Source organism: Auritidibacter sp. NML130574 (assembly GCF_003185725.2).
Taxonomy (GTDB): domain Bacteria; phylum Actinomycetota; class Actinomycetes; order Actinomycetales; family Micrococcaceae; genus Auritidibacter; species Auritidibacter ignavus.
In genome coordinates, this window is sequence record NZ_CP031746.1 from 1019041 (window position 1) to 1042355 (window position 23315).

The window sequence follows — 23315 nt, forward strand, 5'->3', positions numbered from 1 at the left end:
TCACTGTTGTGGTGACTGTGCCCTGGCGGCCAGCTGGTCGAGGATCGTCTGGGTGGAGGCGTTAATATCTCCGGCTCCAAGCGTCAGGACCAGATCCCCGGGCTGAGCGCGGTCCACGATGGTCTCGATGGCCTCGGCAGGTGTGATGGCAACCTGGCCAGCGGCGGGAAAACCGGACCGTAGCGTCTCGGACAGCTCCTTGGTGATCAGCGAGGCGTCCACTCCGGGGATCGGTTCTTCTCGGGCGGGATAGATTTCCAAAACCCGCACGCTATCAGCTGTAGACAGTGCATTGGCAAACTCGGCGGCAAAATCCCGGGTACGAGAAAACAGGTGCGGTTGGAAAATGGCATGAACCTTTCCGCAACCGCTCAAGGTCTGGGCGGCATGGATTGCTGCCCAGACCTCAGTGGGGTGATGCGCGTAGTCATCGTAGACCTTCACCCCGGCGACTTCGCCGTGGAACTCAAAACGACGAGCCGAGCCGTGGAAGCGACGAAGACCGCGAGTACTCTCATCAGGTGAGATGCCGATCAGGTGTCCGGCTAAGACCACCGCCGCGGCGTTGAGTGCATTGTGGGTGCCCGGCTGGGCCAATGCGACACTGAGTTCCCCGGCATCGGCCAGTCGACCGGCGAAACGGTAGCTCACCCGTTGTCCGCTACCTGCTGGTTCAGAGTCGCACATCTCGAGATCCACCGGGTGGTCGCCACGACCATGTCCATAGAAATACACCTCGGGCACCGACGGGTTGTCAGCGCGAGTAGCCCTCAGCTGGTCTGCCAGGTGTCGGCAGCCGGGGTCATCTGCACACAGGATGAGCGCCCCGTCAGAGCTGACCAGGTGAGAGAAGTCTTCAAAGACCTGGTGGACGGCTTCTTCGGTGCCGTAGAAGTCGAGGTGATCGGCCTCGATGTTGGTGATGATAGCCATATCGGGACGGTAATTGAGTAGGGTTCCATCGGATTCATCGGCTTCGGCTACGAACCACTCGCCGGCTCCAGAATGGGCATTCGGGCCCAGCCCAGCCACCGCTGCTCCCACCGCGTAGGTGGGGTCCAGTCCGGCTTCGGTCAACACGGTGGCAGCCATTGACGACGTGGTGGTTTTACCGTGGGTTCCGGCCACGGTCAGGACCTTGTGGCCCTGCATGGCCATGGCTAAACCTTCCGAGCGGTGTAGCACCGGAATCCCGGCTGCCTCAGCGGCTTGGCGTTCGGGGTTTTCGGCGGTGGCTACCGAGGAGGCAATAACTAGCTCGATGGGTCCCAGTTCAGAGTCATGGTGAGCAGCGGCGAAGTTCTCGGCCCGGTAGCCTATGAAGACTCGGGCACCTTGCTCCGCCAATTCGTCAATCACGGGCAGGTGTTTGGCATCGCTACCGGAGACTTTATAACCCTGGGAGAGCATGATCCGGGCAATGCCGGAGACGCCCACTCCGCCCAGTCCGAGGAAGTGCACGTGTGTCACGGTATCGAAACGGTGGTCGGTCATCACGGGGCTCCTGGGGTTGGCACATCGGTTGTGGTCAGTGTACGGGAGGTGTTGGTCGGTGCTGGTTGGGTGCGAGCTGGTTGGCTACGAGCTGGAGCGAGACGTTAGTCGCCGGCGTGCTGGGTGACCACTTCGGTGACGATCTGGGCCATCACCTCATCGGCATCGGTCACCCCTTGCGCGGCGGCGGCCTCCGCCATGGTGGCCAGCCGTTGCGGATCGTTGAGCAACGCCGGTAAGTGGGTCCGGACCCACTCGTCGGTGAAGTCCTGGTCGTCTACCATCACTGCGGCCCCAGCATCGACGAGCCCGGCGCCGTTGAGGCGTTGCTCGCCGTTGCCGATCGGTAGCGGCACGAGGACAGCGGGTTTGCCCACGGCTGCCAACTCGCATACGGTGCCGGCTCCGGAGCGGGCTACCACCAGATCGGCGGCTTGAAAAACGGTTTCGAGCCCGTCGATATATTCGACTTGCCGGTACCCGTCCTGGCGGATCGGTGCGCCGTTCTCGTCCAATATGGTCTTGCCTTTTCCGGTCAGGTGCAGGATTTGGGCACCCGTGGCAGTCATCGCCTCACGGCTGGCAGCAATGGTCTCATTGAGGTGCTGGGCCCCGGAGGACCCACCGGTGACCACCACGGTGGTGCGGTCGGGGTCTAATCCAAGACTCTGACGTGCCCGGCGTTGTGCTGCGACGGAGGTGTCCAGGGTGGTGATTTCACGTCGCAGGGGCATGCCCACATGACGGGCACCAGGTAGCGGAGTACCTTCAAAGGCGGTGGCGACCGCGGCGGCCCGACGGGCACCGACCTTATTCGCCAGTCCGGGGCGAATATTGCCTTCGTGGACCACCACCGGGATCCGCTCGCGTTGTGCTGCCAAGTAGACGGGGGTCGCCGCGTATCCCCCCACGCCAACGACCACCTGCGCGCGCCTATCACGCAGGATCTCACGGGAGGCTTTGATCGCTGCACGCAACCGGAAAGGCATGGAGAACAGGTCCTTATTCACTGTTCGTGGCATCGGGACTTTGGGGATGGTTACTAACCGGAAGCCAGCTGCAGGCACCAGGTCGGCTTCGAGTCCTTCACGGGTACCGACCATGGTGATCTCAGCCTGTGGGTGGGCGCGCTGGATGGCCCGGGCGATTTGAATCATCGGTGACACATGGCCTGCGGTGCCACCGCCAGCCAAGACCACCCGGAGCACGGGTGGGGTGGCTGTTGAGGCGGTCGAAGTCGTGCCGGATCGTGGGCTCATCAGGAATTGACCTGCTTTCTACCAGGACGCCGCAGGGGCGAGGGTTTCTTCGGTGTGGTGCCAGGCACCGGGGCCGTCATCGACATGTCCTCGGTACCGGTGACTTCAGAGTGGTTGGCGTGGTGCTGTGTGCTGGGTCTTTCCGCATCGGCCGGCGGTGGCCCCAGCGGGGTGGTATCGTGGCTTGGCTCGTGCTCGGCCAGCTGGTCCCGGCGTTCTTGTCTGGTGAAGCTCAGCACTACCCCGACCGCCAACATGGCCATCATCATTGCCGAGCCACCGCGGGAGATAAACGGTAGTGGCACTCCGATGACCGGAAGCAGGCCGGTCACCATTGCGATATTCAAGAAGGCTTGGCCGATCAGCCAGGCGATAATGGCACCGGTGGTGATGCGCACGAAAGCGTGCTGGGTGCGAATAGCGACCCGAAACATCCCGATGGCCAGCACGATAAATAATGCCAGGGTAGCCAGTGCCCCCAGTAGCCCGAGTTCTTCACCGAGGATCGTGAAGATAAAGTCGTTTTCGGCTTCGGGGATATAGGACCATTTTTGACGCGATTGGCCCAATCCGACCCCCCACCAGCCTCCCGAGGCGAGGGCGTAGAAGCCGTGGTCGGACTGGTAGCACGGGTCCGAGGGATGATCGCAGTTACCGAACCAGGCGCCGATGCGCAACATGCGGTTATCGGACTGCATGGTGACCACCGCAACCCCGATTAGCCCGATTATTCCGGCCAGCGCGAGCCAACGGAACTTAATCCCTGCCATAAACAACAGCACGGCCAGCACCAGTAGCAAAACCAGCCCGGTGCCGAGATCTCGTCCCACCAGCACCAGGAGGATGATCATCCCGCCAACCGGCACCACCGGAAGCACCAGGTGTAACGGGTGGGTCGCATAGCGACCTTTGAGGGCGAGCACGTGGCCACCCCAGAGCGCCAGACCCAGCTTGGCTGCTTCAGCCGGCTGGAAAGAGAACCCGCCAATGCGCAACCAGTTACGATTCCCGTTAACTTCATGGCCCAGCGGGGTGAACACCAGGACCAACAGCAAGATGGAAGCGAGCACGATCCCCCAGGCCAAACGTCGCAGGGTTTCGGGTTTCAGTCGGGCGACCACCACCATCAGGATTACCCCGGCCAGGGCGTAAACCCCGTGGCTGAGCAGTGAGTCGTAGGACCCCACGGTGCCAATGTTTTCAACCGAGGAAGCCGAAAGCACCATCAACACTCCGAGAGCCGACAGCGCCAAGGTGGATCCCAGGATCAGCCAGTAGGAGGTTTTAGGCGATGACCCTTCAAGCCAGCGCCACACTCGTGAGTCCGAGGAGGAGTCAGCTGTGCTCATAACCTCGGTCTCCTGTCTGCGCTGGTGGTGGCTGAATGTCTACGACTCGTCGTCAGGTGCGTCGGTCGGCGGTGGGGCGATCCCCAGGTGTTGTCTCACGGCGTGCTGGAAGGCGTCGCCACGGTCTCCGTAGGAGCTGAACTGGTCGAAAGAGGCCGCAGCCGGAGAAAGCAACACCGTGTCTTCGTCGTCTGCCAGTTGCGCGGCCAACTCGACCACGTGCGTCATCACCGACCAGCCATCGGTGGGGTCACTGTTAGTGTCTCGCAGATACTGGGTGTAGACGGGGACCTCGGGTGCGTGTCGTGTGAGTGCCTCGGTCACAGGTGCTGGATCAAGACCGATCACGATAACAGCTTTCAGTCGCGAGGCGTGATCTTTCACCAGTTGGTCGTAGCTGAGTCCCTTGGGTAGGCCACCGGCCACCCAGATCACCGAGTTGAAGGCTTTCAGCGCCGCGTCGGTGGCATGCGGGTTGGTGGCCTTCGTATCGTCAATCCACAGGGTTTGCAGGGTCTCCCCCTGAGGCCCCCCAGCAATGAGTTCCACCCGGTGCGGTTCGGGAGCGTAGTTGCGTAGTCCCTGTTTCACCGCTTGGGGTGGGACGTCAATAGCCCGGACCAGCGCGGCGGCAGCCAGGGCGTTGGCGACCTGGTGCTCGGGGACGATCACGCCAATATCGGTAATGGCCGCCAGTTCCAAAGCGGAGTGGTGGCGGTCTTCCAAAAAGGCCCGGTCAACCAGCAACCCGTCGACCACGCCAAACATGGACCGAGCTGGTACGTCGGTGGTGAAGGAGATCGCGCGACAGCCTTCCTGCACATCGGCGTTTTCAACCATTCGCATCGTGGCCGGCTGGTTCTCGTTGAAAATACAGGCCACCCGGGTGTTCTCGTAAATCTTGGCTTTATCAGCGGCATAGTTATCGAAACCGCCGTGCCAGTCCAGGTGGTCTTCAGCTATGTTGAGCACCGCTGAGGCAGCTGGTTCGAAGTGGTGAGTCCAATGCAACTGGAAACTCGACAGCTCGATGATGAGCACATCGAAGCCTTCGGGACGGCGGATGGCATCCAGAATTGGGGTGCCGACATTGCCGACAGCAATGGCGTCGAGGCCGGCTGCTTGGGCCATGGACTCGGCCATGGTCACCACGGTGGTTTTTCCATTTGTTCCGGTCAGGGCCAGCCATTCAGCGGTGCGCCGACCCTCACGGATACGCACCCGCCAGGCCAAATCAATTTCTGACCAGATCGGTACCCCGGCGGTGGCTGCGGCAGCTAGGACGGGTTGAGCGGGGTTCCAGCCCGGCGAGGTGACCACCAACTCCAGGGGCCCGTCCCAGAGGTTCTCATCGGGTAGACCGGATACCGCCTGGTGACCGAGCAGTACCTCGCGCACGCCGACAATTTTCAGCGTGTCGGCGGCGTGACGGCGCTTGTCGTCGTCCTGGCCGTCAACCACCACGACCTCAGCGCCAAGTTCGGCCAGCGTGTCGGCCACCGAAAACCCGGTCACACCGAGCCCGGTGACCAGCACGCGAAGCCCGGCCCAGTCGGAGTCCCAGGTGGTCAGGGCCGATAGATCATGATGCACTGTCACCGCACGATCACCCATTCTGCGTAGAACATGGCCAGACCGGCCAGCGCGCACACCAATCCGACCAGCCAGAACCGAACGACCACGGTGACTTCGGCCCAGCCTTTGAGCTCAAAGTGGTGTTGTAACGGGGCCATCAGGAACACCCGCTTACCACCGGAGAGCTTGAAGTATCCGACCTGAATAATCACCGACAGCGCAATGGCCACCATCAACCCGGCCAAGACCACCAGCAACAATTCGGTGCGAGACAGAATTGCGAAGCCAGCCAGGGCACCACCCAGGGCCAACGAGCCGGTGTCTCCCATGAAAATTTTGGCAGGATTCGTGTTCCACCACAGGAATCCGATCAGACATCCGGTCAGGATAGCGGCCAGCAGGGCTAGGTCCATGGGATCGCGGGTCTGATAACACCCCGGCAGGTCTTCTGGCCCGCTACCGCAGGCCTGGTTGAGCTGGAAGACTGTGATAGCCCCGTAGGCCATGGTCACCAGCGCCACCGCGCCAGTGGCCAGACCGTCGAGCCCGTCGGTCAGGTTAACCGCGTTGGTGGTGGCGGTGGTGATCAAATTAGACCAGATCACAAACAGCACTACACCCACCACAGGTCCGGCAAAGGCCAGGTCGATACTGGTGTCGCGGAAGACAGAGATCGCAGTGGAGCCGGGAGTTAGTCCTCGGTCGTCGGGGAAGTTGAGCACCAGGATTGCAAAAGCAATACCAACCACGCCCTGCAGGATGATCTTGGCCCAGGCAGTCAGTCCCAACGAGCGTTGATTAGAGATCTTCGCGAAGTCGTCAAAGAAGCCGACCAGCCCCATTCCGGCGGTCAAAAACAGCAAGAGGAGCCCGGAGGCGGTGACTCCGGCATTGCCCAGCCCCATCAGGGACATGATGCCGTGGGTCAGGAAGTAAACGATCACCAGGTTCCCGACAATCACTGCCCCACCCATCGTGGGCGTACCGCGTTTGGTCTGGTGGCTGGTGGGCCCATCTTCACGGATGAATTGGCCGTAGTGTTTTTTCACCAAGACTTTGACCAGTAGCGGGGTGCCAATCAATGTCAGCACTAGCCCGAGCGCCAGCCCGATCAGGAGTCCGATCACTGCAGGTCACCTTGCCTTGGGGTTGTTGGGTCAGCGGTGAGCCGGTCTGCAAGTTTCCACAGGCCGGTCGAGTTCGATCCTTTAATAAATACAATGTCGCCGGGCTGAAGGCGCTGGTTGAGTAACTGTTCGGCCTCGTCGATGTCAGCCACATGGTCCACTTCGTCGCCCCAGGAGCCTTCCATAACCGCTCCAGTATAGAGCGGTCTGGCTTGTTGTCCGACCACCACCAGCTGCGAAATATTCAACCGGACCACGGCTTCACCGATGTGGATATGCTCTTTGATGCTGTTGGAACCCAGCTCGAGCATCTCCCCGAGCACCGCCCAGGTCCGCCGGCCGGTGCTACGTCCGGTGAGGGCCAATGTTTTCAGTCCGGCCCGCATGGATTCGGGATTGGCGTTATACGAGTCGTCGATGATGGTAATGCCGTCTGCTCGGTCGGTGCGGGCCATCCGGTGCTTCGAGACTGGCCCGCGTCCGTGCAGGAGGCCCCCGACCGTCTCCGGGTCGAGACCTGCCGTCACAGCCACGGCAGCGGTTGCAGCCAGATTCGTGGCGTGGTGGATACCGGTCAGTCCGCTGGTGACATAAGCTGTCGTCAGTTGTAGATCCGCCGGCTGCCCGGTGGGATTATATCCCAGGTAGAAGTGGGGGCGTTCGTTGTCGTCGGTGCTCAACTCGGCGGTGTAGACAATGGGTGCGTAGGCACTGTCATGGCGGTTGGCGGTGGAAAACCACAGCACCTCAGCCCCCTCGGGGACACGCTCTGCCATGGAGGCCACGCGCGGGTCATCAGCGTTGAGCACAGCGACCCCACCCTGGCTGAGACCTTCAACAATTTCGCCCTTCGTTTTGACAATATTCTCCACCGACCCGAAGGAGGCGGTGTGCGCGGAGCCAACGGTCAGTGCCACGGAGATATCCGGGCGCACCATCCGGCACAGGTCGGCAATATTGCCCACATGGTCGGCTCCCATTTCGACCACTAGATACCGGGTGGTGAGGCTGGCGCGGAAGATGGTCAACGGCACGCCCACTTCACCGTTATAGGAGTTTTGTGGGGCGATAACCGCGTCCGGGTCATCGGAGGCGACCGCCTCGGACAACAGCCCAGCGAGGAGATCCTTGGTGGTGGTTTTTCCGACCGAGCCGGTAATGCCAATCACCGTAGTGGGTGAATGTTCACGAATCCGGGCCACAATGTATTCGGCGAGATCACCCATGGCGACCACCGTGTCAGCGACGATAATGCCGGGAACCGGGGTCCCGTTGTCATCGGAGACTTCGCGTTGCCCCAGCATCAGTTTCGCCCCGCGCTCCCGTGCGCTGAGCACAAAGTCGTGACCGTCGGCAAATTCTCCCGGTTTGGCCACAAACAGGCCACCGGCGGTGATCTCGCGGGAGTCGGTGGTAGCTGAGTTAACGCTCGTGTCCGGATCGGTGCCAGCAACGAGCTGACCACCGGTCGCATCGGCAATCTGAGCAGCGGTGAGTTCAATCATAACGAGATGAGTTTATCCGTTACGGCTTTCGACCTGCTCACGACGCGACGAGTCGTCTCGTATTGTGACATATCCGTAATCCATCAGAGCCTGTTCTAAGGCCACTCGGTCGTCGAGCTCTACCGAGTGGGTGCCAAAGTCCTGGGAGGTCTCGTGCCCGCGACCGGCGGCCAGGATGATGTCGTGTTCTCCCGCCAGCTCTACGGCGTACGCCAGGGCCTTGTTGCGCGGGGCGATTTCGTGCAATGCGGTGTCCAGCCCGTGTTCCTCGATGCTTTGGCGGGCCCCGGCCATTACGTCCAAGCGGATGGCAGTCGGGTCCTCGGAGTGCGGATCGTCATCGGAGACAATGACAATGTCGGCTCCGCGCACCGCAATGTCTCCCATCACCGCACGTTTAGTGGTATCGCGTTCGCCGGTGGCACCGAAGACCAGGATGGTTTTGCCCGGGTGCTCTGCAATCTGGTGTGCTTGGTTGACCGCTTCCAGGGCCTGGTAGAGCCCGTCAGGGTTATGGGCAAAGTCGACAATGGTGGTAGGAGCATTGGCGACAATTTCCATCCGCCCGGGCACCCGCACCGCACGGAAGGCACCGGGCTGGTCTTGGGTGGTTTCAGTCAACACGTTGGTGATCTCATCCCAGCGTTCGGTGGGATATCCGGTGAACAGCATCACGGCGGCCAGGGCGGCGTTGGCGACATTGAATTCACCGGGTAGGCCCACAGCGAGGTCGAGACAGAACCCGTCCCGGTGTTGCAACGTAAACACCGATCCTAGCCGGCGTGGCTGCAGATCGGTCACCTGCCAGATGGCGGGAATCTCTGCTTTGGTCAGCGCCGGATCAGCGATCTCGTGGGAGACGGCCGCTGGGCCGAGATCCAAGGTAATCACATGGTCGCCAAATGTATCGTCGCCATAGGCGGCCAACGCATGCTGGGCCATGTGGTAGCCGTAGTCGATCTGTGGGCCACCGTTGAGAGTGATCACCGAGGTCTGGGAATATTCGGGGGTGAACAGTTGCGCTTTGGCCAGGAAGTACTCCTGCATGCTCCCGTGCAGGTCCAGGTGATCCTGGGTGAGGTTGGTGAATCCGGACACAGCGAACTGCACGCCAGCCACCCGGCGATAAGACAGCGAATGGGAAGAGACTTCCATGGCGGTGGCTTGAATCTCACGCTCGCGCATGCTGGCTAATAACGCGTGCAGGTCGGGTGCTTCCGGGGTGGTGAATTTAGCCGGCACGTTGGCCCCACCGACCTGGATCTCGATCGTGCCGACTAGCCCGGTGGTCAACCCCATACCAGATAGCCCGGATTCCAGCAGGTAGGTCGTCGTCGTCTTGCCGTTGGTGCCGGTGACCGCATAGATCTGCGGGGCCCCGGGCGTGGCGACGGTGCCGTAGATCAGTGCCGAGACCGCACCGATCACCTCGCGGACCTGCTTGACCACAATGACCGGCAGTTGCTGACCCGAGGGATATTCGCGCAGGATTTCCAAGCCTTCCGCATCGGTCAGGATGGCGACAGCGGGGGCGGCCACTGCGGTTTCGATAAACCGTGCGCCATGGACTTTCGCGCCGGGGACCCCAATGTAGAGGTCTCCGGATTGCACGTCGCGCGAATCCAACGCCACACCGGTAATTTCCGGGGTGTCCGTGCTGTGGGTTTGGGATGACTCGTCCTGGCCCGGGGGCACCACAATGGCCGGGGAGCCGGCCTGCTCGAGCACCGCAAGTACCTCGTCGATGCTATAGGCAGGCTGGTGCTCTGGTCGGAAGGAGGGGTTGTGTTGAGTCAAAGGATCTACCATGGGCGCTTCTGTGGGTCGTCGACAAATACGTCGTAGGCTTGCGAATCGGTTGTGGAGTGAGGCACCGAGTTCTTATTCAGAACGTAGGACATTACATCTGCTGCAGTATCGGTGACCTGCCAGGATTTCCAATTCCCCTCGGGGCGATACACCGTAACGGACACCACGTACTCGGGGTCTTCCAGCGGTGCCACCATCGCGTAGGTGGTGACGTGGCTATCATAGCCACCCGATTCACCGGCGACCTGACCGGTACCTGTTTTACCGCCAACCCGGTAACCGGGAATCTTGGAGGCACCACCGCTGCCGTTTTCGACCACGCCCTCCATGAGTTTCAGCATCTCGTCGGCGGTTTCTTCGCTGATCACCCGCTGGTCTTCACCGCCATCGTAGGCGTGCTCGGTACCGTCGGGGTCCACGTAGGCGTCAATGAGTCGCGGATTCTTGCGCACTCCCCCGTTGGCCACGGTCTGGAAGATTTGGGCAGTGTGCAGGGCGGTCACGGAGTAGCCCTGACCGAACGTGGTGGTGAACTGTTGACGGCGGTCCCAGTCTTGCCAGTTGGCAAACTGCCCGGAAGAGGAATAGGGCAATCCGAGATCGATCGGATCTCCGATACCGAATTTTTTCATGTAGTCGTACCGCTGTTCTTTACTCAGCGTTTCGGCCACCTGCACCGTGCCGGTGTTATAGGACCGGGCGAAGATCCCGGCGGTGGTCATGTCATAGGTATCGTGCGGCATCGAGTCATTAATGACCTCGTGATCGAACTCCTGCTTATTCGGCACGGTATGGGGAGTAGTCGGGCCGACACCCCCTTCGTTCAGCGCGGCCGCAAAAATCGAGACTTTTCCGGTCGAGCCGGGTTCATAGGCCTGAGTCACCGAGGTAGGGCGCCAAAACAGTGAATCCGTTTTCGATGGATCGGAAGGATCAACCGTGGTGGAATCCGCGAGAGCGAGAATATTGCCGGTCTTGACTTCCTGGACCACAATATTGCCCCATTCGGCGTTGTACTCATCGACCTTTTCTGCGATCGCTTCCTGGGCGTACCACGAAACATCCTGGTCAATGGTCAACCGCAGGTCTTGGCCGTCGACCGGCTCGGTTTCTTCAAACGTGGCATGAGGGATCCGTACCCCGTTGGCGGCGATTTCAAACGTTCGCTCCCCGGGGGTACCTTCCAGAGAGGCTTCCTGGGATTGTTCCAATCCCTCCAGCCCGTGGCCTTCTTGGCCCAAGAAGCCCAAAATATTACCGGCCACGGCGCCATTGGGGTAACTACGCTCGGCGACAGGTTCAGCAATCAGACCGGGAATGTCCAGATCCAAAGCTTCATCACGGACCTCGGGGGTGACCCCGCGGGTGATGATTTGGTAGGGGCTATCACCCATCATTAATGCCCGCAGATCATCTGGGTCCATGTCCAGAATGGTGGCCAGTTCATCGATCCGATCATCGATGTCGTATTCTTGATACGAGCGACTTTCTTCGTCCCAGACGCGATAATCCTCGTTCAAGCGTTGATCGGCCACCAAGTTATAGCGGGACACTGATTCGGCGAGCACGTTGCCGTTCTTATCCAGGATCGAACCGCGTTCGGCCGGCAACGGAACCGACCGCAGCCGTTCATTCATGGCTTCATCGGCAAAACCTGCCGCATCGACCCCCTGAACCCAGACCAGACGAGTGGCGAGGACCCCTAGCAACACCAGAGCGACGGCAATGATCCACCGAATCCGCAGACGCGTGGTCATCGCGGGGTGCTGATGTTGTGATGTCATGCCACACTCATCCTTTAACGTTCTAGCCTGTTCGTCATCACTGCTGTGACTGGTTGGCCCTTGTTGGCCATGGCACCTCGTGGAAGGCATCAGGGGATGCTGATCTGAGGCGACGACATCCTCGTCTCATCCAATTCTGCATCACCGTTGGCCGATGACTCGGACCTTTGGCTCGTGTCGGAGGGACGACCAATCTCAGGGCCGTCCACCTTGCGGTCAATCTCGAGAGTTTTCGGGACCGGTTTGGCATCCACAGCCACCGGCTCTTCGCGTGCTTGGCGTTGGGATTCCGCGACCTCGACCTGGCGTCCTTCCGAGGCCGCAACCGTAGGTGATCCCACGAACTCCGTCGGGACGTTGTCGTCAGACGCCGCTTCGGTGGTACCCGAGATTTTCCCGCTGTCGAGATTGATGGAGGCGGAGGCTCCTGGCAACACCATTCCCATGTCGACGGCCTTCTGTGCCAGATTCTGAGGAGCTGCCAGATGAGCGACTTGCTGTTCGAGGTCCTCATTCTTTTCGCGTAACTCCGAGGTCTGAGAGTTCAAATCCAACAGCTCGTACTGTTTATTGGAGACCGAAATATTGATGACCAACACGACAATCAATGCCGCCAGTAGCACAGCAACGGAAAAGATGACTGTCCCCATGGGAGTGGCTCGCAACGGAGCCGTGACCACAGCAAGGTGGGGACGACGTCGCGTGGCTGTCTCGTGTTTTGGCTGGGTCGTCGGTAGTGGGGCCTTGACGGCACTCGAACCGTTGACCACAGGAAGCTTATCGGCCGTTACCGACGAGGCTGTCTGGCGGATGCTCTGGGGGGAAGCGCTCATCCGTTACTCCTGGTGGGTCTAATTTTTTCAATGACCCGGACGCGGGCGGCTGCAGCCCGGGGATTCTGCTCGATCTCAGTCGGTGTGGGTTTTTCCGTCCCTTTGCTGAGAATTTTCACCACCGGCGCGTACTCTTCGACTTCCACGGGGAACCCAGCAGGAGTCAGTGATTGCGCCTGGTGTTGAATAGCTTTTTTGACGATTTTGTCCTCTAGGGATTGGTAGCTCATGACCACCATGCGTGCGCCGATCGTCAGGACCGCCATGGCAGCGGGTATAGCGCGGGTGAGGACCTCGAGTTCGTGATTGACTTCCACGCGTAGGGCTTGGAAGGTTCGTTTGGCCGGATGACTGCCTCGGTGCGCCGCGGCAGCTGGGATAGCGCGGATAATCGTCTCAACTAGTTCTTGACTGCCACGATACGGGCGCTGTCGTCGCGTTTTGACGATCTCTGTGGCAATTCGTCGGGCGAATTTTTCATCGCCGTAGTTGCGCAACACTCGTTCCAGGTCGGCTTCCGAGTACGTGTTAACCACGTCGGCGGCGGTGAGCTGATCGGTGGGGTCCATGCGCATATCCAGCGGAGCGTCATAGGAGTAGGCAAAGCCACGGGATGGTTCATCGAGCTGATAGGACGAGACACCTAGATCAAACAGGATTCCGTCAACGCCGTCCAACCGGGTCTGCAGTTGCGTCTCGGCGGCCTGGATCGCAGCAGAGATTTCATCGTAGGTGCCGTGAAAACTCACCAGCCGGTCGGAAAACTCCCCAAGCCGTTGTTGTGCCATCTGCAGAGCCTGAGTGTCACGGTCAATGCCGATTATTCTCAGATCGGGATTATCGGAGAGCAAACGGTGAGTGTGCCCGCCCATACCCAGCGTGGCATCGATGACCACTGGGCGACGCTTCTCAGACCGCGCAACCGCCAGCCCCTCATTCAGATAGGACACCACGCGATCGATCATCACAGGAGTGTGGCGACGTGCAGCGTTTTCGTCCGGTGATACGGAATGATGCACGGTCGCCTCCTTCACTGATCCGATGCGCGTTACTCCTCTAGACGGTTCTTGATCCAGATCCCCAGCCGGATACCCTGGCCCAGGGGAAGACAGGCCAGCGAATCCTTCGGCTGGAGGTCTGAATCAAGACACCACGTTCGAGATGTCCCCATCTCGTCTGTTCAGTTATGGTCGGACCGTTTTAGAAGATTCCGGGAAGAACTTCCTCATCGGTTTCCGAGAAGGCAGTTTCTTGTTCCTCGAGGTAGTTGTTCCAGGACTCAAGATCCCAAATCTCAGCGCGTGTACCAGCACCGATGACCGCGACATCCCGGTCGAGACCGGCATATTCGCGCAGTGACACCGGAATAGTGATCCGTCCCTGCTTATCCGGTACTTCGTCCGAAGCACCCGAGAGGAAGACACGGATGTAGTCGCGTGCTTGGCGTGATGACAGTGGCGCTGAACGCATCTGTTCATGCACTCGTTCAAACTCCCGAGCCGAGAACACATAAACGCAATGCTCTTGACCGCGAGTGAGAACGAGCCCATTGGCCAATTCCTCCCGGAATTTCGCCGGAAGAATCAGTCGTGACTTCTCATCAAGGCGAGGAGTGTAGGTGCCCAAAAACATGACCCCACCACCTCTTCCTTGTTGAGTGTCTCAGAGCGTCCTCTGAACCACCGCCCTCTACCTGCCTCCACTTTACCCCACTTCGCTCCCCCCGCAACCAAATCCGGGCGTTTTCAACTCAAAAAATGCTGAGAATTCTCGAGAGCACGGACGATGCAGCCACCGAAATTTCCCCAAAATCGGCATGATTCTGCGGTTAAACGGACGGTAGAGCACAGTGGGGATGACCTTGGGAGCAAAGTGGAGGGATTTTTCGCACAGGCCGTCAAGCGTCGTTAAAAAAACCGTCGACGCCAGCACCACCGGCTGCCAACAGCAAGGTGGAAGGCCGCTGCTGGCGACGACAGTCAACCCCATCGAGATCGGCCAAATGCGCGTGATCATGCGGATCCAGCGCAAACATCGAGGTTTTGTCCACCGAGTTCTTGAACGCCCGGTCAGCTCTTGCCCCCATGGGCAGACAGACCTCGCTGCCCGAGTGGAGGAAGGTGGAGGGGAGAATGCGGAGGGCGGTGGGGTGGGGTGTGGAGCACTATAAGCAGACCAGTTAAGCGCATGAAAAAACCGTGTCGCCGATGCGTGATCCGCACTGCGGACACATCAGGCGACACGGCCTTTTGTCTGAAGTTTTTGCCGCGTCGTTGAGACGCGGTTAGGGCTGTTGGTTACGACGCTGTTCCCAACGCTCTTCAAGACCGCTCATGAAACCCGACGATTGCTTAGACGAGGACTTCTTGGACTGACCTGTTGAGTCTGACGCGTTGGCCTTTTCGGTTTTGCCACGCAGCGTCGTGAAAAAGACACCACCGGCCATCATGACGAACCCGAGAACACCAACCCAGATCTGGTTAATGGTCACCCCGGTAAGGAGCACGACCAAACCGACCACGGCAATCAGCACGCCCAAGACGATATTTCGAGTGGAGAGCTTCCGGGCGGAGGAACCCTCTTGTATCTCCATCTGTGACGCAAACTGAGGGTCGTCACTGAGTTGCTGCTCAAGTTGGGCAAGAACCTCTTGTTCACGCTCTGATAACGCCACGATAGCCTCCTCGTCCAGCACATCAACCCGGAAAATGCGCTTCGACCACTGTCCTTGTACCTATAGTAAGTCTTATAGCTGGAAGAACGCCAAAAAAGCAGAAATACTTCCCGAGGCCTTGATCACTCGGAATCTTCACCGATTCGTTCTTGTCGGTGATGTTTAAGTAACGTAGCTGGTTTCAGCCCAGCATCAGGGAATTTGGTGTGGATTTCGTCCATCACAGCATCGGTTCTAGCCAGAGACTCCCCGGAGTTTCTGCGGTCAGACGGCTGTGAGTCTTCACTGACGTGCCAGGAAAACAAAGCCTCCTGTGCGGTGGCGGTTTCGTCGCTTGTCTCAAGGGAATCGGCATCGATCAGGCGTTCCCCACGCACCCCTAGGAGGCGCAATGGGTGCCACCGTTGTTGCATCAGCTCAGCCAAGAGCTCCTCGGCGACCGTAACGATCTGTGCACCCGAGGCGGTGGGGTGCCTCAGTCCCCGGGACTTATTGCGAGTGGCGCGGTGGTCATCTTTGACCTTCACCACAATACCTCGAGCCTGGGCGCCTTCGCTCCGTAGCCGGCGAGCGCATTCATAACTGAGATCGAGCAGATATCGGTGCACTTGCTCAGCGGAGACCAGGTCCTGATCAAAGGTATGCTCGACGCCGACTGATTTCGAGTCGCGTTGTGGCACCACCGGTCGCGGATCAATACCACGGGCCAACTGGACGAGATCGGGACCGACCACCCCCAGCCACCGACGCATTCGTTGCGGGTCCTGAGTTGCCAGATCACCAACCGTGAGGATATTGGCACTCTGGAACCGTTCGAAGAGTTTCGGCCCAACGCCCCAAATGACATTCACCGGCAGAGGGGCGAGGTATTCGGCTGTTTGTATTGCCGGGACCACACCTAACCCATCGGGTTTTGACCGGGTGGACGCAATCTTGGCCACGGATTTGTTCATCGCGACCCCGACGGTAGCTGCCAAACCTGTTCTCTCACGCACTGCCTCCTTGACCTGCACTGCGATCTCTGCCGGAGGACCGAGGCGTCTACGCGCTCCTGAAATATCGAGGAAAGCTTCATCAATAGAGAGCCGTTCCACCAACGGGGTGAAAGAGGTCCAGATCTCAGTTAGTTGAGCCGAAATGGCCGTGTACTTCTCCCGGTGTGGTTCCAGGACCTCCACCTGAGGGTACAGAGCTTGAGCGTGTGCGAGGGGCATCGCTGATTTGATGCCATATGCACGAGCCTCATAGGAAGCCGAGGTCACCACCGATCGAGGGCCATGGTGCGCCACCACAGCGGGTTTGCCTGCCAATTCGGGGCGTTGCAATAACTCCACTGACAAAAAGAACGCGTCCATATCAATATGCAAAATGGTGGAATCCCAGCTGGGGTCTTGCTGTTGATTCCTGTCTGTCTGCGCGCCCATGTCTCCACTGTAGTCACATGGCAGGTAGCGTGGGAGCAGAGCGCCGCCGACCACGTTGGCATCAAGGTAGGAGTATCGTGTCGTCCCAAGCATCCTCATCCGCCGGCAGAACTGCCGAACAGTTTCGTACCAAGCTTGCCTCCTATCTGGACACGTTTCTTCAGCAGTACCGTGACCGGGCTGAGCAGATGTCCGAACAAGCGGTTGACCTGGTCGATGAAATCTCCCGTTTGTGCTCCGGCGGTAAACGCGTTCGCGGTTTGCTCGCTTGGTATGGCTGGCGAGCTGCTGGGGGCTCAGCAACAGATCACCGCATCGTTGAAGCAGCGGCAGCATTGGAACTTTTTCAGGCTGCTGCCCTGATTCACGATGACATTGTGGACCGCTCCGATACCCGTCGCGGTGGCCCCTCGGTCCATAAATCCTTTGAGGCCTTGCACAGCATCAAAGGTTGGACTCAGGATGGCTCTCACTTTGGCGTAGCCGCCGCGGTTCTGGCCGGAGATCTGGCCCTGTCGGCCAGTGAAGAGTGCTTTAGCGCCGTGGCGGATGCCACCCCGTATGCAGCAACCGCCACCTCGGCATTTCAAATGATGCGCTTCGAAGTGATGACCGGGCAGTATCTGGATCTCGTCTCGGAAGTAGATGTATCCGCTATTTCTGCTGAAGCAATGTTGCAAAGGGCTCGCACTGTGCTACGCCATAAATCAGCCCACTACACCACCGTGTGGCCGTTTGAAATCGGTGCTATTCTCGCTGGGGCCGATGAAAATACCCTGAAAAAACTACGACGTTTTTCCACCCCCCTTGGCATTGCCTTCCAGCTTCAGGACGATATTCTCGGCGTCTTTGGCGATCCCGAACTGACCGGAAAACCCGCGGGAGATGATCTTCGGGAAGGCAAGCGGACCGAGTTGGTCGCTCACGCGCTGTTATCCCTGGACGCCGCCGGCCGAGAAACGTTGACCTCAGCTTTAGGGACCGAGGACCTCAATGATGTCTCGGTGGCTGAGATTCAAGATCTTCTCAAAGACTCAGGTGCCCTGCAACGTGTGACAACGGAGGTCTCACAGCTCGGTTCGGAAGCGCTAACCAACCTGAATAATCTCAACCTCGATGATCGCACCCGATCCGAGATCATCGATCTGACCCAACGGCTCCTGCACCGCAAGAGCTGACCTGTCAGCGTTACTGTCCTGTGAGCCAGTTACCAGGCCAACGCCTGTGCGCGACGCCGGATTTCAGCCTTCTGACCAGCGCGCAACGCATCAATAGGACGACCCGGAAGCGACTCGTCCTCGGTAAACAACCAGCGCACGATGCCTTCGTCATCAAACCCTGAATCCGACAGCACGATAATGGTCCCTTTGAGCGAGCCTAATAAACCTCGGTCGTCGAAGAACTGCGCCGGCACGCTCCGCACGTTATTCTCTCCGCGACGCAGAGCGATCAGACGGCGGTCACGAATCATGTTGTGAACCTTGGTGACCACCACGCCCAAACGCTCTGCGACCTCTGGCAGGGTTAACCATTCCCCGACCAGGTGATCGAGATCTGATGTTTCTGCTTCTTGAGTCATGCCTTAAAACTATCGGATAACCATCAATTCACAATGCCCCATGTCACCCGGGAATCACGCATTCTCCGGATTTCGCGAACATTGCACGGCGTGTCGCTAAAAAAGTGTCTCCCTCACTTCACATTAGCCCCATCAGTGTTGTAACTTTACATAGGTAACATTTTCATCAACAACACCTTGTTGCTACTCCTGTCACATTGATCTCGGGAGAACTTCCCCTGGCTACAGGTGCCTGACGCAAGAGGATATATCTATGTCTCAGCGCGCATCCGGTGCCTCCCGGCTCTATACGACCGCCATCGCAGGGACCACGTTGCCCCTGGTCACTCTGGGGTCCGTGGCCGCAGCACATGCTGACGTTCCCGCGGTCCAATTCGAACCAAAGACCGCGTCGCCAGCCAATATTGCCTCCGCACAGCAGATCATCACCAAGCGGGTCAGCGCTTCCCGAGGCACTGTGACCGAGCTCCCGGCCTCTCTGAGTTCAGCTAAAATCCCGGCCGGGCGTCAGTCTGAAAAGATTTACACCGTGAAACCTGGTGACACTCTTTCTCACATTGCCGCCCGGAACAACGTTTCGTTGTCTCAGCTGCTACGCTGGAACCCGGACCTGAGCACGCGTTCTGTGATCTACCCGGGACAGAAAATCAAGCTCTCCGGCACCAGCACCGGCTCAAAGACCCCCTCACGTCCAGCAACGAACACAAAAACCACCTCCGGCAACGCAGGCTCATCACAGTCCTCGACCTATACCGTCAAACGAGGAGACACCCTCTCCGGCATCGCCGCCCGCCACGGAGTCTCACTCTCGACACTGCTCAACGCCAACGGACTGAAGACCAGCTCGATCATTTACCCGGGACAGAAGATCAAGCTCTCTGGCACCAGCACCGGCTCAAAGAAACCCTCACGTCCAGCAACCAACACAAAAACCACCTCCGGCAACGCAGGCTCATCACAGTCCTCGACCTATACCGTCAAACGAGGAGACACCCTCTCCGGGATCGCCGCCCGCCACGGAGTCTCACTCTCGACACTGCTCAACGCCAACGGACTGAAGACCAGCTCGATCATTTACCCGGGACAGAAGATCAAGCTCTCTGGCACCAACACCGGCTCAAAGAAACCCTCACGTCCAGCAACCAACACAAAAACCACCTCCGGCAACGCAGGCTCATCGAAGTCCTCGACCTATACCGTCAAACGAGGAGACACCCTCTCCGGCATCGCCGCCCGCCACGGAGTCTCACTCTCGACACTGCTCAACGCCAACAGACTAAAAGTCAGCTCCCCCATCTATCCGGGTCAGCAACTCAAGCTCTCCGGGTCATCAAAAGCAACCACCGGATCCGTCGGAACCGCAAGCGGGTCCACCAACTCGGGCTCCGGCCAGCCGAAGCAGTTGGTGGGTAATACGTTCTTGCACTACACCTACCCGGATCACGTGGTAGCGAATGCGAATGCGAATAAGCAGGCTCTACTCAATGCTCCAACCCCTTCCCGGGCGGAGGTGCAAGCGATGGTGCGTGACACCGCCATCCGCATGGGCGTCGATCCGAAACTCGCGTTGGCTCACGCCATGGCAGAGTCGAGTTTCGATGCCACCGCGGTCTCCCCGGCCAACGCTATTGGTGTGATGCAGGTGATTCCGTCCTCCGGTGAATGGGCATCCCAGATGGTTGGTCGGAAACTGAACTTATTAAATCCTCAGGACAATATCACTGCGGGGATCGCCATCATCCGCCACTTGCAACGGACTTCCAGTTCCCTGGACTTTGGCATTGCCTCCTACTATCAGGGACAGGCCGGGGTGCGGAAGAACGGTATGTACCCCGACACCAAGGACTATGTGAAGAAGGTCCGCGGTTACATGCAACGGTTCTAAACCGGCTGAAAGCCACCCCGCTCGGCGCTGTCTCATCAACCATTAAGACTCAGCCATTATCCTGGTGGGGTGACGTCCTCAGCTCAAGACACTCTGATCGGGGTACTGGTCGACGACCGGTACCGGATTCTCGATCGACTAGCTCGTGGCGGGATGTCGACGGTCTACCGGGCCCTCGACACCCGCCTCGATCGCGAAGTTGCGCTGAAAGTCCTGTATCCGCACCTAGCCGAAGACCGTGCGTTAGTGGCTCGATTCGAACAAGAAGCCAAGACAGCTGCGAAACTTTCCCACCCCAACGTCGTCAACGTCTATGACCAAGGCGAGGGGCACACTCCCACAGGAACTGTGGTCTACTTGGCCATGGAGTATGTCAGTGGTTTTACCCTGCGTACCGTAGCGACCCGTCAGGGCGCGCTGAAACCGGATACCGCGATGACATACCTCACCGCGATGGTCCGCGGTATTGCCGCTGCGCATCAAGCGGGACTGATTCACCGCGATATTAAGCCAGAGAACGTTTTGGTGTGTCCTGAAGATGGTCGCATCAAGGTGGCAGACTTTGGCCTGGCGCGCGCCGCCACACAACACACCGGCACCGGGGCCACGTTGATGGGTACGGTGGCCTATATTTCGCCCGAACTAGTTTCGGGGAAGAAAGCCGACCAGCGTTCCGATGTTTATGCCACCGGTATCGTTGCCTACGAGCTACTGACCGGGCGTCAGCCTTTCGTCGGCGATACCGCCGTACAGGTAGCGTTCCAGCACGTCAATGCGCGAGTGCCATCGCCCGCCAATCTGGTCCCGGAGTTACCCGAATTGCTCGTCGACTTCGTGTTGGCATGTACGGAGCCAACCCCGGAAGACCGACCCCACGATGCCCTAGAAATGCTCACCATGCTCGATGCCGCCCAACAGTCGCTAGACGCTCTGGGTCATCCCGCGTTGAGTCCCCGACAGGTGGTGCAAGACTCGGCTGGAATTGTCCTGCCCACCCCACCGACAAGCCCGCCTTCACAACAGCAACCGACACCAGCTCATCCCACCAGGATGAGCCCGGAGGATGACGCTACCGCTGTGGTGGCCCCCGAAACCGACGCAACGGTTCCGGTAACCTCAGCACCGGTTTCAGCACACGACGACGATGCAACACAGCAACCACAGCATCCAAGTGCCACCACGCAACGGTGGGTTGCTGATTCTCCGGAGGTAATGCCTCCAGCAGACCGCACCACTATTTACGCCCAAGCCACTCCTCGACCGCCAGAGACGACCCCCTCGGCTTCCGCACCCCAATCGTCCTCCATGGCCACGCCACGGCAACCCCGGCTCAAAGGACGGGCACTGACACCCACACACCGACTGTCTCAGCCCGAACCACTGCGCGGGCTGATGATCAGCATTGTGATCGTGATGCTCGCAGCCGTTGCTTTACTCGTCGGCTGGATGCTGGCCGGACATTTATTCCTCAGCACTAATCTTGGTATTCCTGCCCTTTCAGCACAGGCCGAGGTTCCCGTACGGGCCGAGATGGACAGCATACCCCCGGAAACCTGGTGCAAGTTCTCGACGGTTTCCGAGGGCGATAACTGATTGATGGTGACTTAGTGGCGTGCGTCGTTTCGCGGGTGGGACAGAGCCTCGGAAACTAAAAACGCTAATTCCAGCGACTGCTGATGGTTCAGGCGCGGGTCACACAGGGTCTCATATCGATCAGCGAAGGCCGATTCGTCAATCGCGCCGGCACCGCCCAAGCATTCGGCGACATCGTCACCGGTCATTTCCACGTGCATACCGCCGGGGTGGGTGCCTAAGGCGTGGTGGACTTCGAAGAAGCCCCGCAACTCATCGACAACATCGTCAAAGCGACGGGTCTTGTATCCATTGGCTGCGGTCACCGTGTTGCCGTGCATCGGGTCGGTCACCCACAGCGGGGTGGCTCCCGAGTCACGAACGGCTTCGACCAACGGCGGGAGGTTCTCCCGAATCTTGGATGCGCCCATCCGGGAGATGAAGGTGATGCGTCCCGGCTCGCGCTCTGGGTCGAGCTTATCAAGTAGCTGTAGTGCGTCCTCAGGTGTGGTGTTCGGGCCTAGCTTGACCCCAATCGGGTTGCGCACCTTGGACAGGAACTCCACGTGAGCCCCGTCAATGTCGCGGGTGCGCTCCCCGACCCACAGGAAGTGTCCGGAGGTGGCGTAGGGCAGACCAGTACGTGAGTCCAACCTGGTCAGGGCACGTTCGTAATCCAGCAACAACGCTTCATGGGCAGCGAAGAATTCGGTGGTGCGTAGCGCCGTGAAATCCGCCCCGGCTGCGGCCATGAACCGCACGGCACGGTCGATTTCTCCGGCGAGTTCGTCGTAGCGAGCGTAGGCCGGGTTGGACATAAAACCTTTATTCCAGGCGTGCACAGCCCGTAGGTCGGCAAAACCTCCCTGGGTGAAAGCACGAATAAGGTTCAGGGTCGATGCCGAGGTGTGGTAGGCCTTGAGCATCCGTTCCGGATCATGGCGGCGGGCTTCTTCGGTGAATTCGAAGCCGTTGACGATCTCGCCGCGGAAACTGGGCAAGGTCACTCCATCACGGGTTTCGGTGTCCGAGGAACGGGGCTTAGCGAACTGGCCTGCCATCCGGCCCATTTTCACCACTGGCATGGACGCGCCGTAAGTCAGCACCACCGCCATCTGCAGTAGGGTTTTGACGCGATCGGAAATTTTATTCGCGGTGGCTCCGGCAAAGGTTTCGGCGCAGTCACCGCCTTGGAGCACGAAGGCGTCTCCGGCTGCGGCGGTGGCCAACCGCGAGCGCAATACGTCAACCTCGCCGGCGAAAACGAGCGGAGGCACCACGGATAGTTCATCAATCACGTGCTGTGCGAGCTCGGGGTCATACCACTCAGGAGCCTGTTTGATGGGCTTGGCCTGATAGTCGTCCAATCCTGGATACTGTGCGGCACCTTCAGAGAAGGTGGTTCCGAACGGTTGCACTCCTGCTGTGGCGTCAAAACTCATAGAA

19 protein-coding genes are annotated in these 23315 nt (G+C 59.4%); 3 read left to right on the plus strand and 16 right to left on the minus strand.

Annotated elements, in window-relative coordinates:
• The 14 genes from murC to dinB all read right to left on the minus strand — a co-directional run bounded on the left by murC (position 1) and on the right by dinB (position 16926).
• Positions 1-1494, minus strand: a complete 1494-nt coding sequence (murC, locus tag DCC27_RS04625; protein WP_110100444.1) for a UDP-N-acetylmuramate--L-alanine ligase — start codon at positions 1492-1494, stop codon at positions 1-3.
• A gap of 104 nt (positions 1495-1598) precedes the next feature.
• Complete coding sequence (gene murG, locus DCC27_RS04630) at positions 1599-2753, minus strand: undecaprenyldiphospho-muramoylpentapeptide beta-N-acetylglucosaminyltransferase (protein WP_110100443.1); 1155 nt, start codon at positions 2751-2753, stop codon at positions 1599-1601.
• Entirely contained in the window at positions 2753-4102 is a 1350-nt protein-coding gene (gene ftsW, locus DCC27_RS04635) for a putative lipid II flippase FtsW (RefSeq protein WP_208392065.1), read from the minus strand. The genes murG and ftsW overlap by 1 nt, the downstream gene beginning before the upstream one ends.
• Before the next feature lie 39 nt (positions 4103-4141).
• Positions 4142-5716: a UDP-N-acetylmuramoyl-L-alanine--D-glutamate ligase gene (gene murD / locus DCC27_RS04640; protein ID WP_110099323.1), complete on the minus strand. Its 1575-nt coding sequence runs from the start codon at positions 5714-5716 to the stop codon at positions 4142-4144.
• The gene (mraY, locus tag DCC27_RS04645; RefSeq protein ID WP_110099367.1) at positions 5698-6804 is read right to left on the minus strand and encodes a phospho-N-acetylmuramoyl-pentapeptide-transferase; all 1107 of its coding nucleotides are present in this window, start codon (positions 6802-6804) and stop codon (positions 5698-5700) included. Before mraY ends, murD begins: the two co-directional genes overlap by 19 nt.
• On the minus strand, positions 6801-8309 hold the full coding sequence (murF, locus tag DCC27_RS04650) for a UDP-N-acetylmuramoyl-tripeptide--D-alanyl-D-alanine ligase (protein ID WP_110099322.1): 1509 nt from the start codon (positions 8307-8309) through the stop codon (positions 6801-6803). The genes mraY and murF overlap by 4 nt, the downstream gene beginning before the upstream one ends.
• A 12-nt stretch (positions 8310-8321) precedes the next feature.
• Positions 8322-10118, minus strand: a complete 1797-nt coding sequence (locus DCC27_RS04655; RefSeq protein WP_110100442.1) for a Mur ligase family protein — start codon at positions 10116-10118, stop codon at positions 8322-8324.
• The gene (locus DCC27_RS04660; RefSeq protein WP_110100441.1) at positions 10112-11902 is read right to left on the minus strand and encodes a penicillin-binding protein 2; all 1791 of its coding nucleotides are present in this window, start codon (positions 11900-11902) and stop codon (positions 10112-10114) included. Before DCC27_RS04660 ends, DCC27_RS04655 begins: the two co-directional genes overlap by 7 nt.
• A gap of 89 nt (positions 11903-11991) precedes the next feature.
• Positions 11992-12735: a cell division protein FtsL gene (locus tag DCC27_RS04665; RefSeq protein ID WP_110100440.1), complete on the minus strand. Its 744-nt coding sequence runs from the start codon at positions 12733-12735 to the stop codon at positions 11992-11994.
• A complete protein-coding gene (rsmH, locus tag DCC27_RS04670) occupies positions 12732-13754 on the minus strand; it encodes a 16S rRNA (cytosine(1402)-N(4))-methyltransferase RsmH (RefSeq protein WP_255410739.1) in 1023 nt (340 codons plus the stop codon). Before rsmH ends, DCC27_RS04665 begins: the two co-directional genes overlap by 4 nt.
• A 181-nt stretch (positions 13755-13935) precedes the next feature.
• Positions 13936-14367, minus strand: coding sequence for a division/cell wall cluster transcriptional repressor MraZ (mraZ, locus tag DCC27_RS04675; protein WP_110099318.1), 432 nt, complete (start codon positions 14365-14367; stop codon positions 13936-13938).
• Positions 14368-14632: 265 nt separating this feature from the next.
• The gene (locus DCC27_RS04680) at positions 14633-14821 is read right to left on the minus strand and encodes a hypothetical protein (RefSeq protein WP_110099317.1); all 189 of its coding nucleotides are present in this window, start codon (positions 14819-14821) and stop codon (positions 14633-14635) included.
• Positions 14822-15019: 198 nt separating this feature from the next.
• Positions 15020-15409 (minus strand): DUF3040 domain-containing protein, encoded by a 390-nt coding sequence (locus DCC27_RS04685; RefSeq protein WP_110099365.1) that lies wholly within the window; start codon positions 15407-15409, stop codon positions 15020-15022.
• A 122-nt stretch (positions 15410-15531) separates the two neighbouring features.
• Positions 15532-16926 carry a DNA polymerase IV gene (gene dinB / locus DCC27_RS04690; protein ID WP_233242845.1) on the minus strand — a complete coding sequence of 465 codons (1395 nt, stop codon included), beginning with the start codon at positions 16924-16926 and terminating at the stop codon, positions 15532-15534.
• On the opposite strand from dinB, the gene DCC27_RS04695 reads away from it, so the two are divergent.
• Complete coding sequence (locus tag DCC27_RS04695) at positions 16911-18011, plus strand: polyprenyl synthetase family protein (RefSeq protein WP_233242844.1); 1101 nt, start codon at positions 16911-16913, stop codon at positions 18009-18011. The genes dinB and DCC27_RS04695 overlap by 16 nt on opposite strands.
• Positions 18012-18040: 29 nt before the next feature.
• Here DCC27_RS04695 and DCC27_RS04700 read toward each other — a convergent pair whose 3' ends face one another.
• Positions 18041-18412, minus strand: coding sequence for an Rv2175c family DNA-binding protein (locus DCC27_RS04700; protein WP_110099316.1), 372 nt, complete (start codon positions 18410-18412; stop codon positions 18041-18043).
• A gap of 253 nt (positions 18413-18665) precedes the next feature.
• Here DCC27_RS04700 and DCC27_RS04705 point away from each other — a divergent pair, with 253 nt between their 5' ends.
• Positions 18666-20297: a lytic transglycosylase domain-containing protein gene (locus tag DCC27_RS04705; protein WP_110110334.1), complete on the plus strand. Its 1632-nt coding sequence runs from the start codon at positions 18666-18668 to the stop codon at positions 20295-20297.
• A gap of 69 nt (positions 20298-20366) precedes the next feature.
• A complete protein-coding gene (locus DCC27_RS04710; protein WP_233487850.1) occupies positions 20367-21890 on the plus strand; it encodes a protein kinase in 1524 nt (507 codons plus the stop codon).
• 11 nt (positions 21891-21901) lie between these two features.
• Here DCC27_RS04710 and DCC27_RS04715 read toward each other — a convergent pair whose 3' ends face one another.
• Complete coding sequence (locus DCC27_RS04715) at positions 21902-23311, minus strand: class II 3-deoxy-7-phosphoheptulonate synthase (protein ID WP_110099314.1); 1410 nt, start codon at positions 23309-23311, stop codon at positions 21902-21904.
• Positions 23312-23315: the final 4 nt, after the last annotated feature.

Bases quoted from the DNA above. Each gene is read 5' to 3' on its own strand.
- DCC27_RS04660 (WP_110100441.1), bottom strand. From the start codon at position 11,902: ATGACATCACAACATCAGCACCCCGCGATGACCACGCGTCTGCGGATT.
- DCC27_RS04680 (WP_110099317.1), bottom strand. From the start codon at position 14,821: ATGGGGGCAAGAGCTGACCGGGCGTTCAAGAACTCGGTGGACAAAACC.
- dinB (WP_233242845.1), bottom strand. From the start codon at position 16,926: ATGCTTGGGACGACACGATACTCCTACCTTGATGCCAACGTGGTCGGC.
- murC (WP_110100444.1), bottom strand. From the start codon at position 1,494: ATGACCGACCACCGTTTCGATACCGTGACACACGTGCACTTCCTCGGA.
- murG (WP_110100443.1), bottom strand. From the start codon at position 2,753: ATGAGCCCACGATCCGGCACGACTTCGACCGCCTCAACAGCCACCCCA.
- DCC27_RS04700 (WP_110099316.1), bottom strand. From the start codon at position 18,412: ATGACTCAAGAAGCAGAAACATCAGATCTCGATCACCTGGTCGGGGAA.
- murD (WP_110099323.1), bottom strand. From the start codon at position 5,716: ATGGGTGATCGTGCGGTGACAGTGCATCATGATCTATCGGCCCTGACC.
- DCC27_RS04665 (WP_110100440.1), bottom strand. From the start codon at position 12,735: ATGAGCGCTTCCCCCCAGAGCATCCGCCAGACAGCCTCGTCGGTAACG.
- DCC27_RS04655 (WP_110100442.1), bottom strand. From the start codon at position 10,118: ATGGTAGATCCTTTGACTCAACACAACCCCTCCTTCCGACCAGAGCAC.
- mraZ (WP_110099318.1), bottom strand. From the start codon at position 14,367: ATGTTTTTGGGCACCTACACTCCTCGCCTTGATGAGAAGTCACGACTG.
- ftsW (WP_208392065.1), bottom strand. From the start codon at position 4,102: ATGAGCACAGCTGACTCCTCCTCGGACTCACGAGTGTGGCGCTGGCTT.
- DCC27_RS04715 (WP_110099314.1), bottom strand. From the start codon at position 23,311: ATGAGTTTTGACGCCACAGCAGGAGTGCAACCGTTCGGAACCACCTTC.
- murF (WP_110099322.1), bottom strand. From the start codon at position 8,309: ATGATTGAACTCACCGCTGCTCAGATTGCCGATGCGACCGGTGGTCAG.
- DCC27_RS04705 (WP_110110334.1), top strand. From the start codon at position 18,666: ATGTCTCAGCGCGCATCCGGTGCCTCCCGGCTCTATACGACCGCCATC.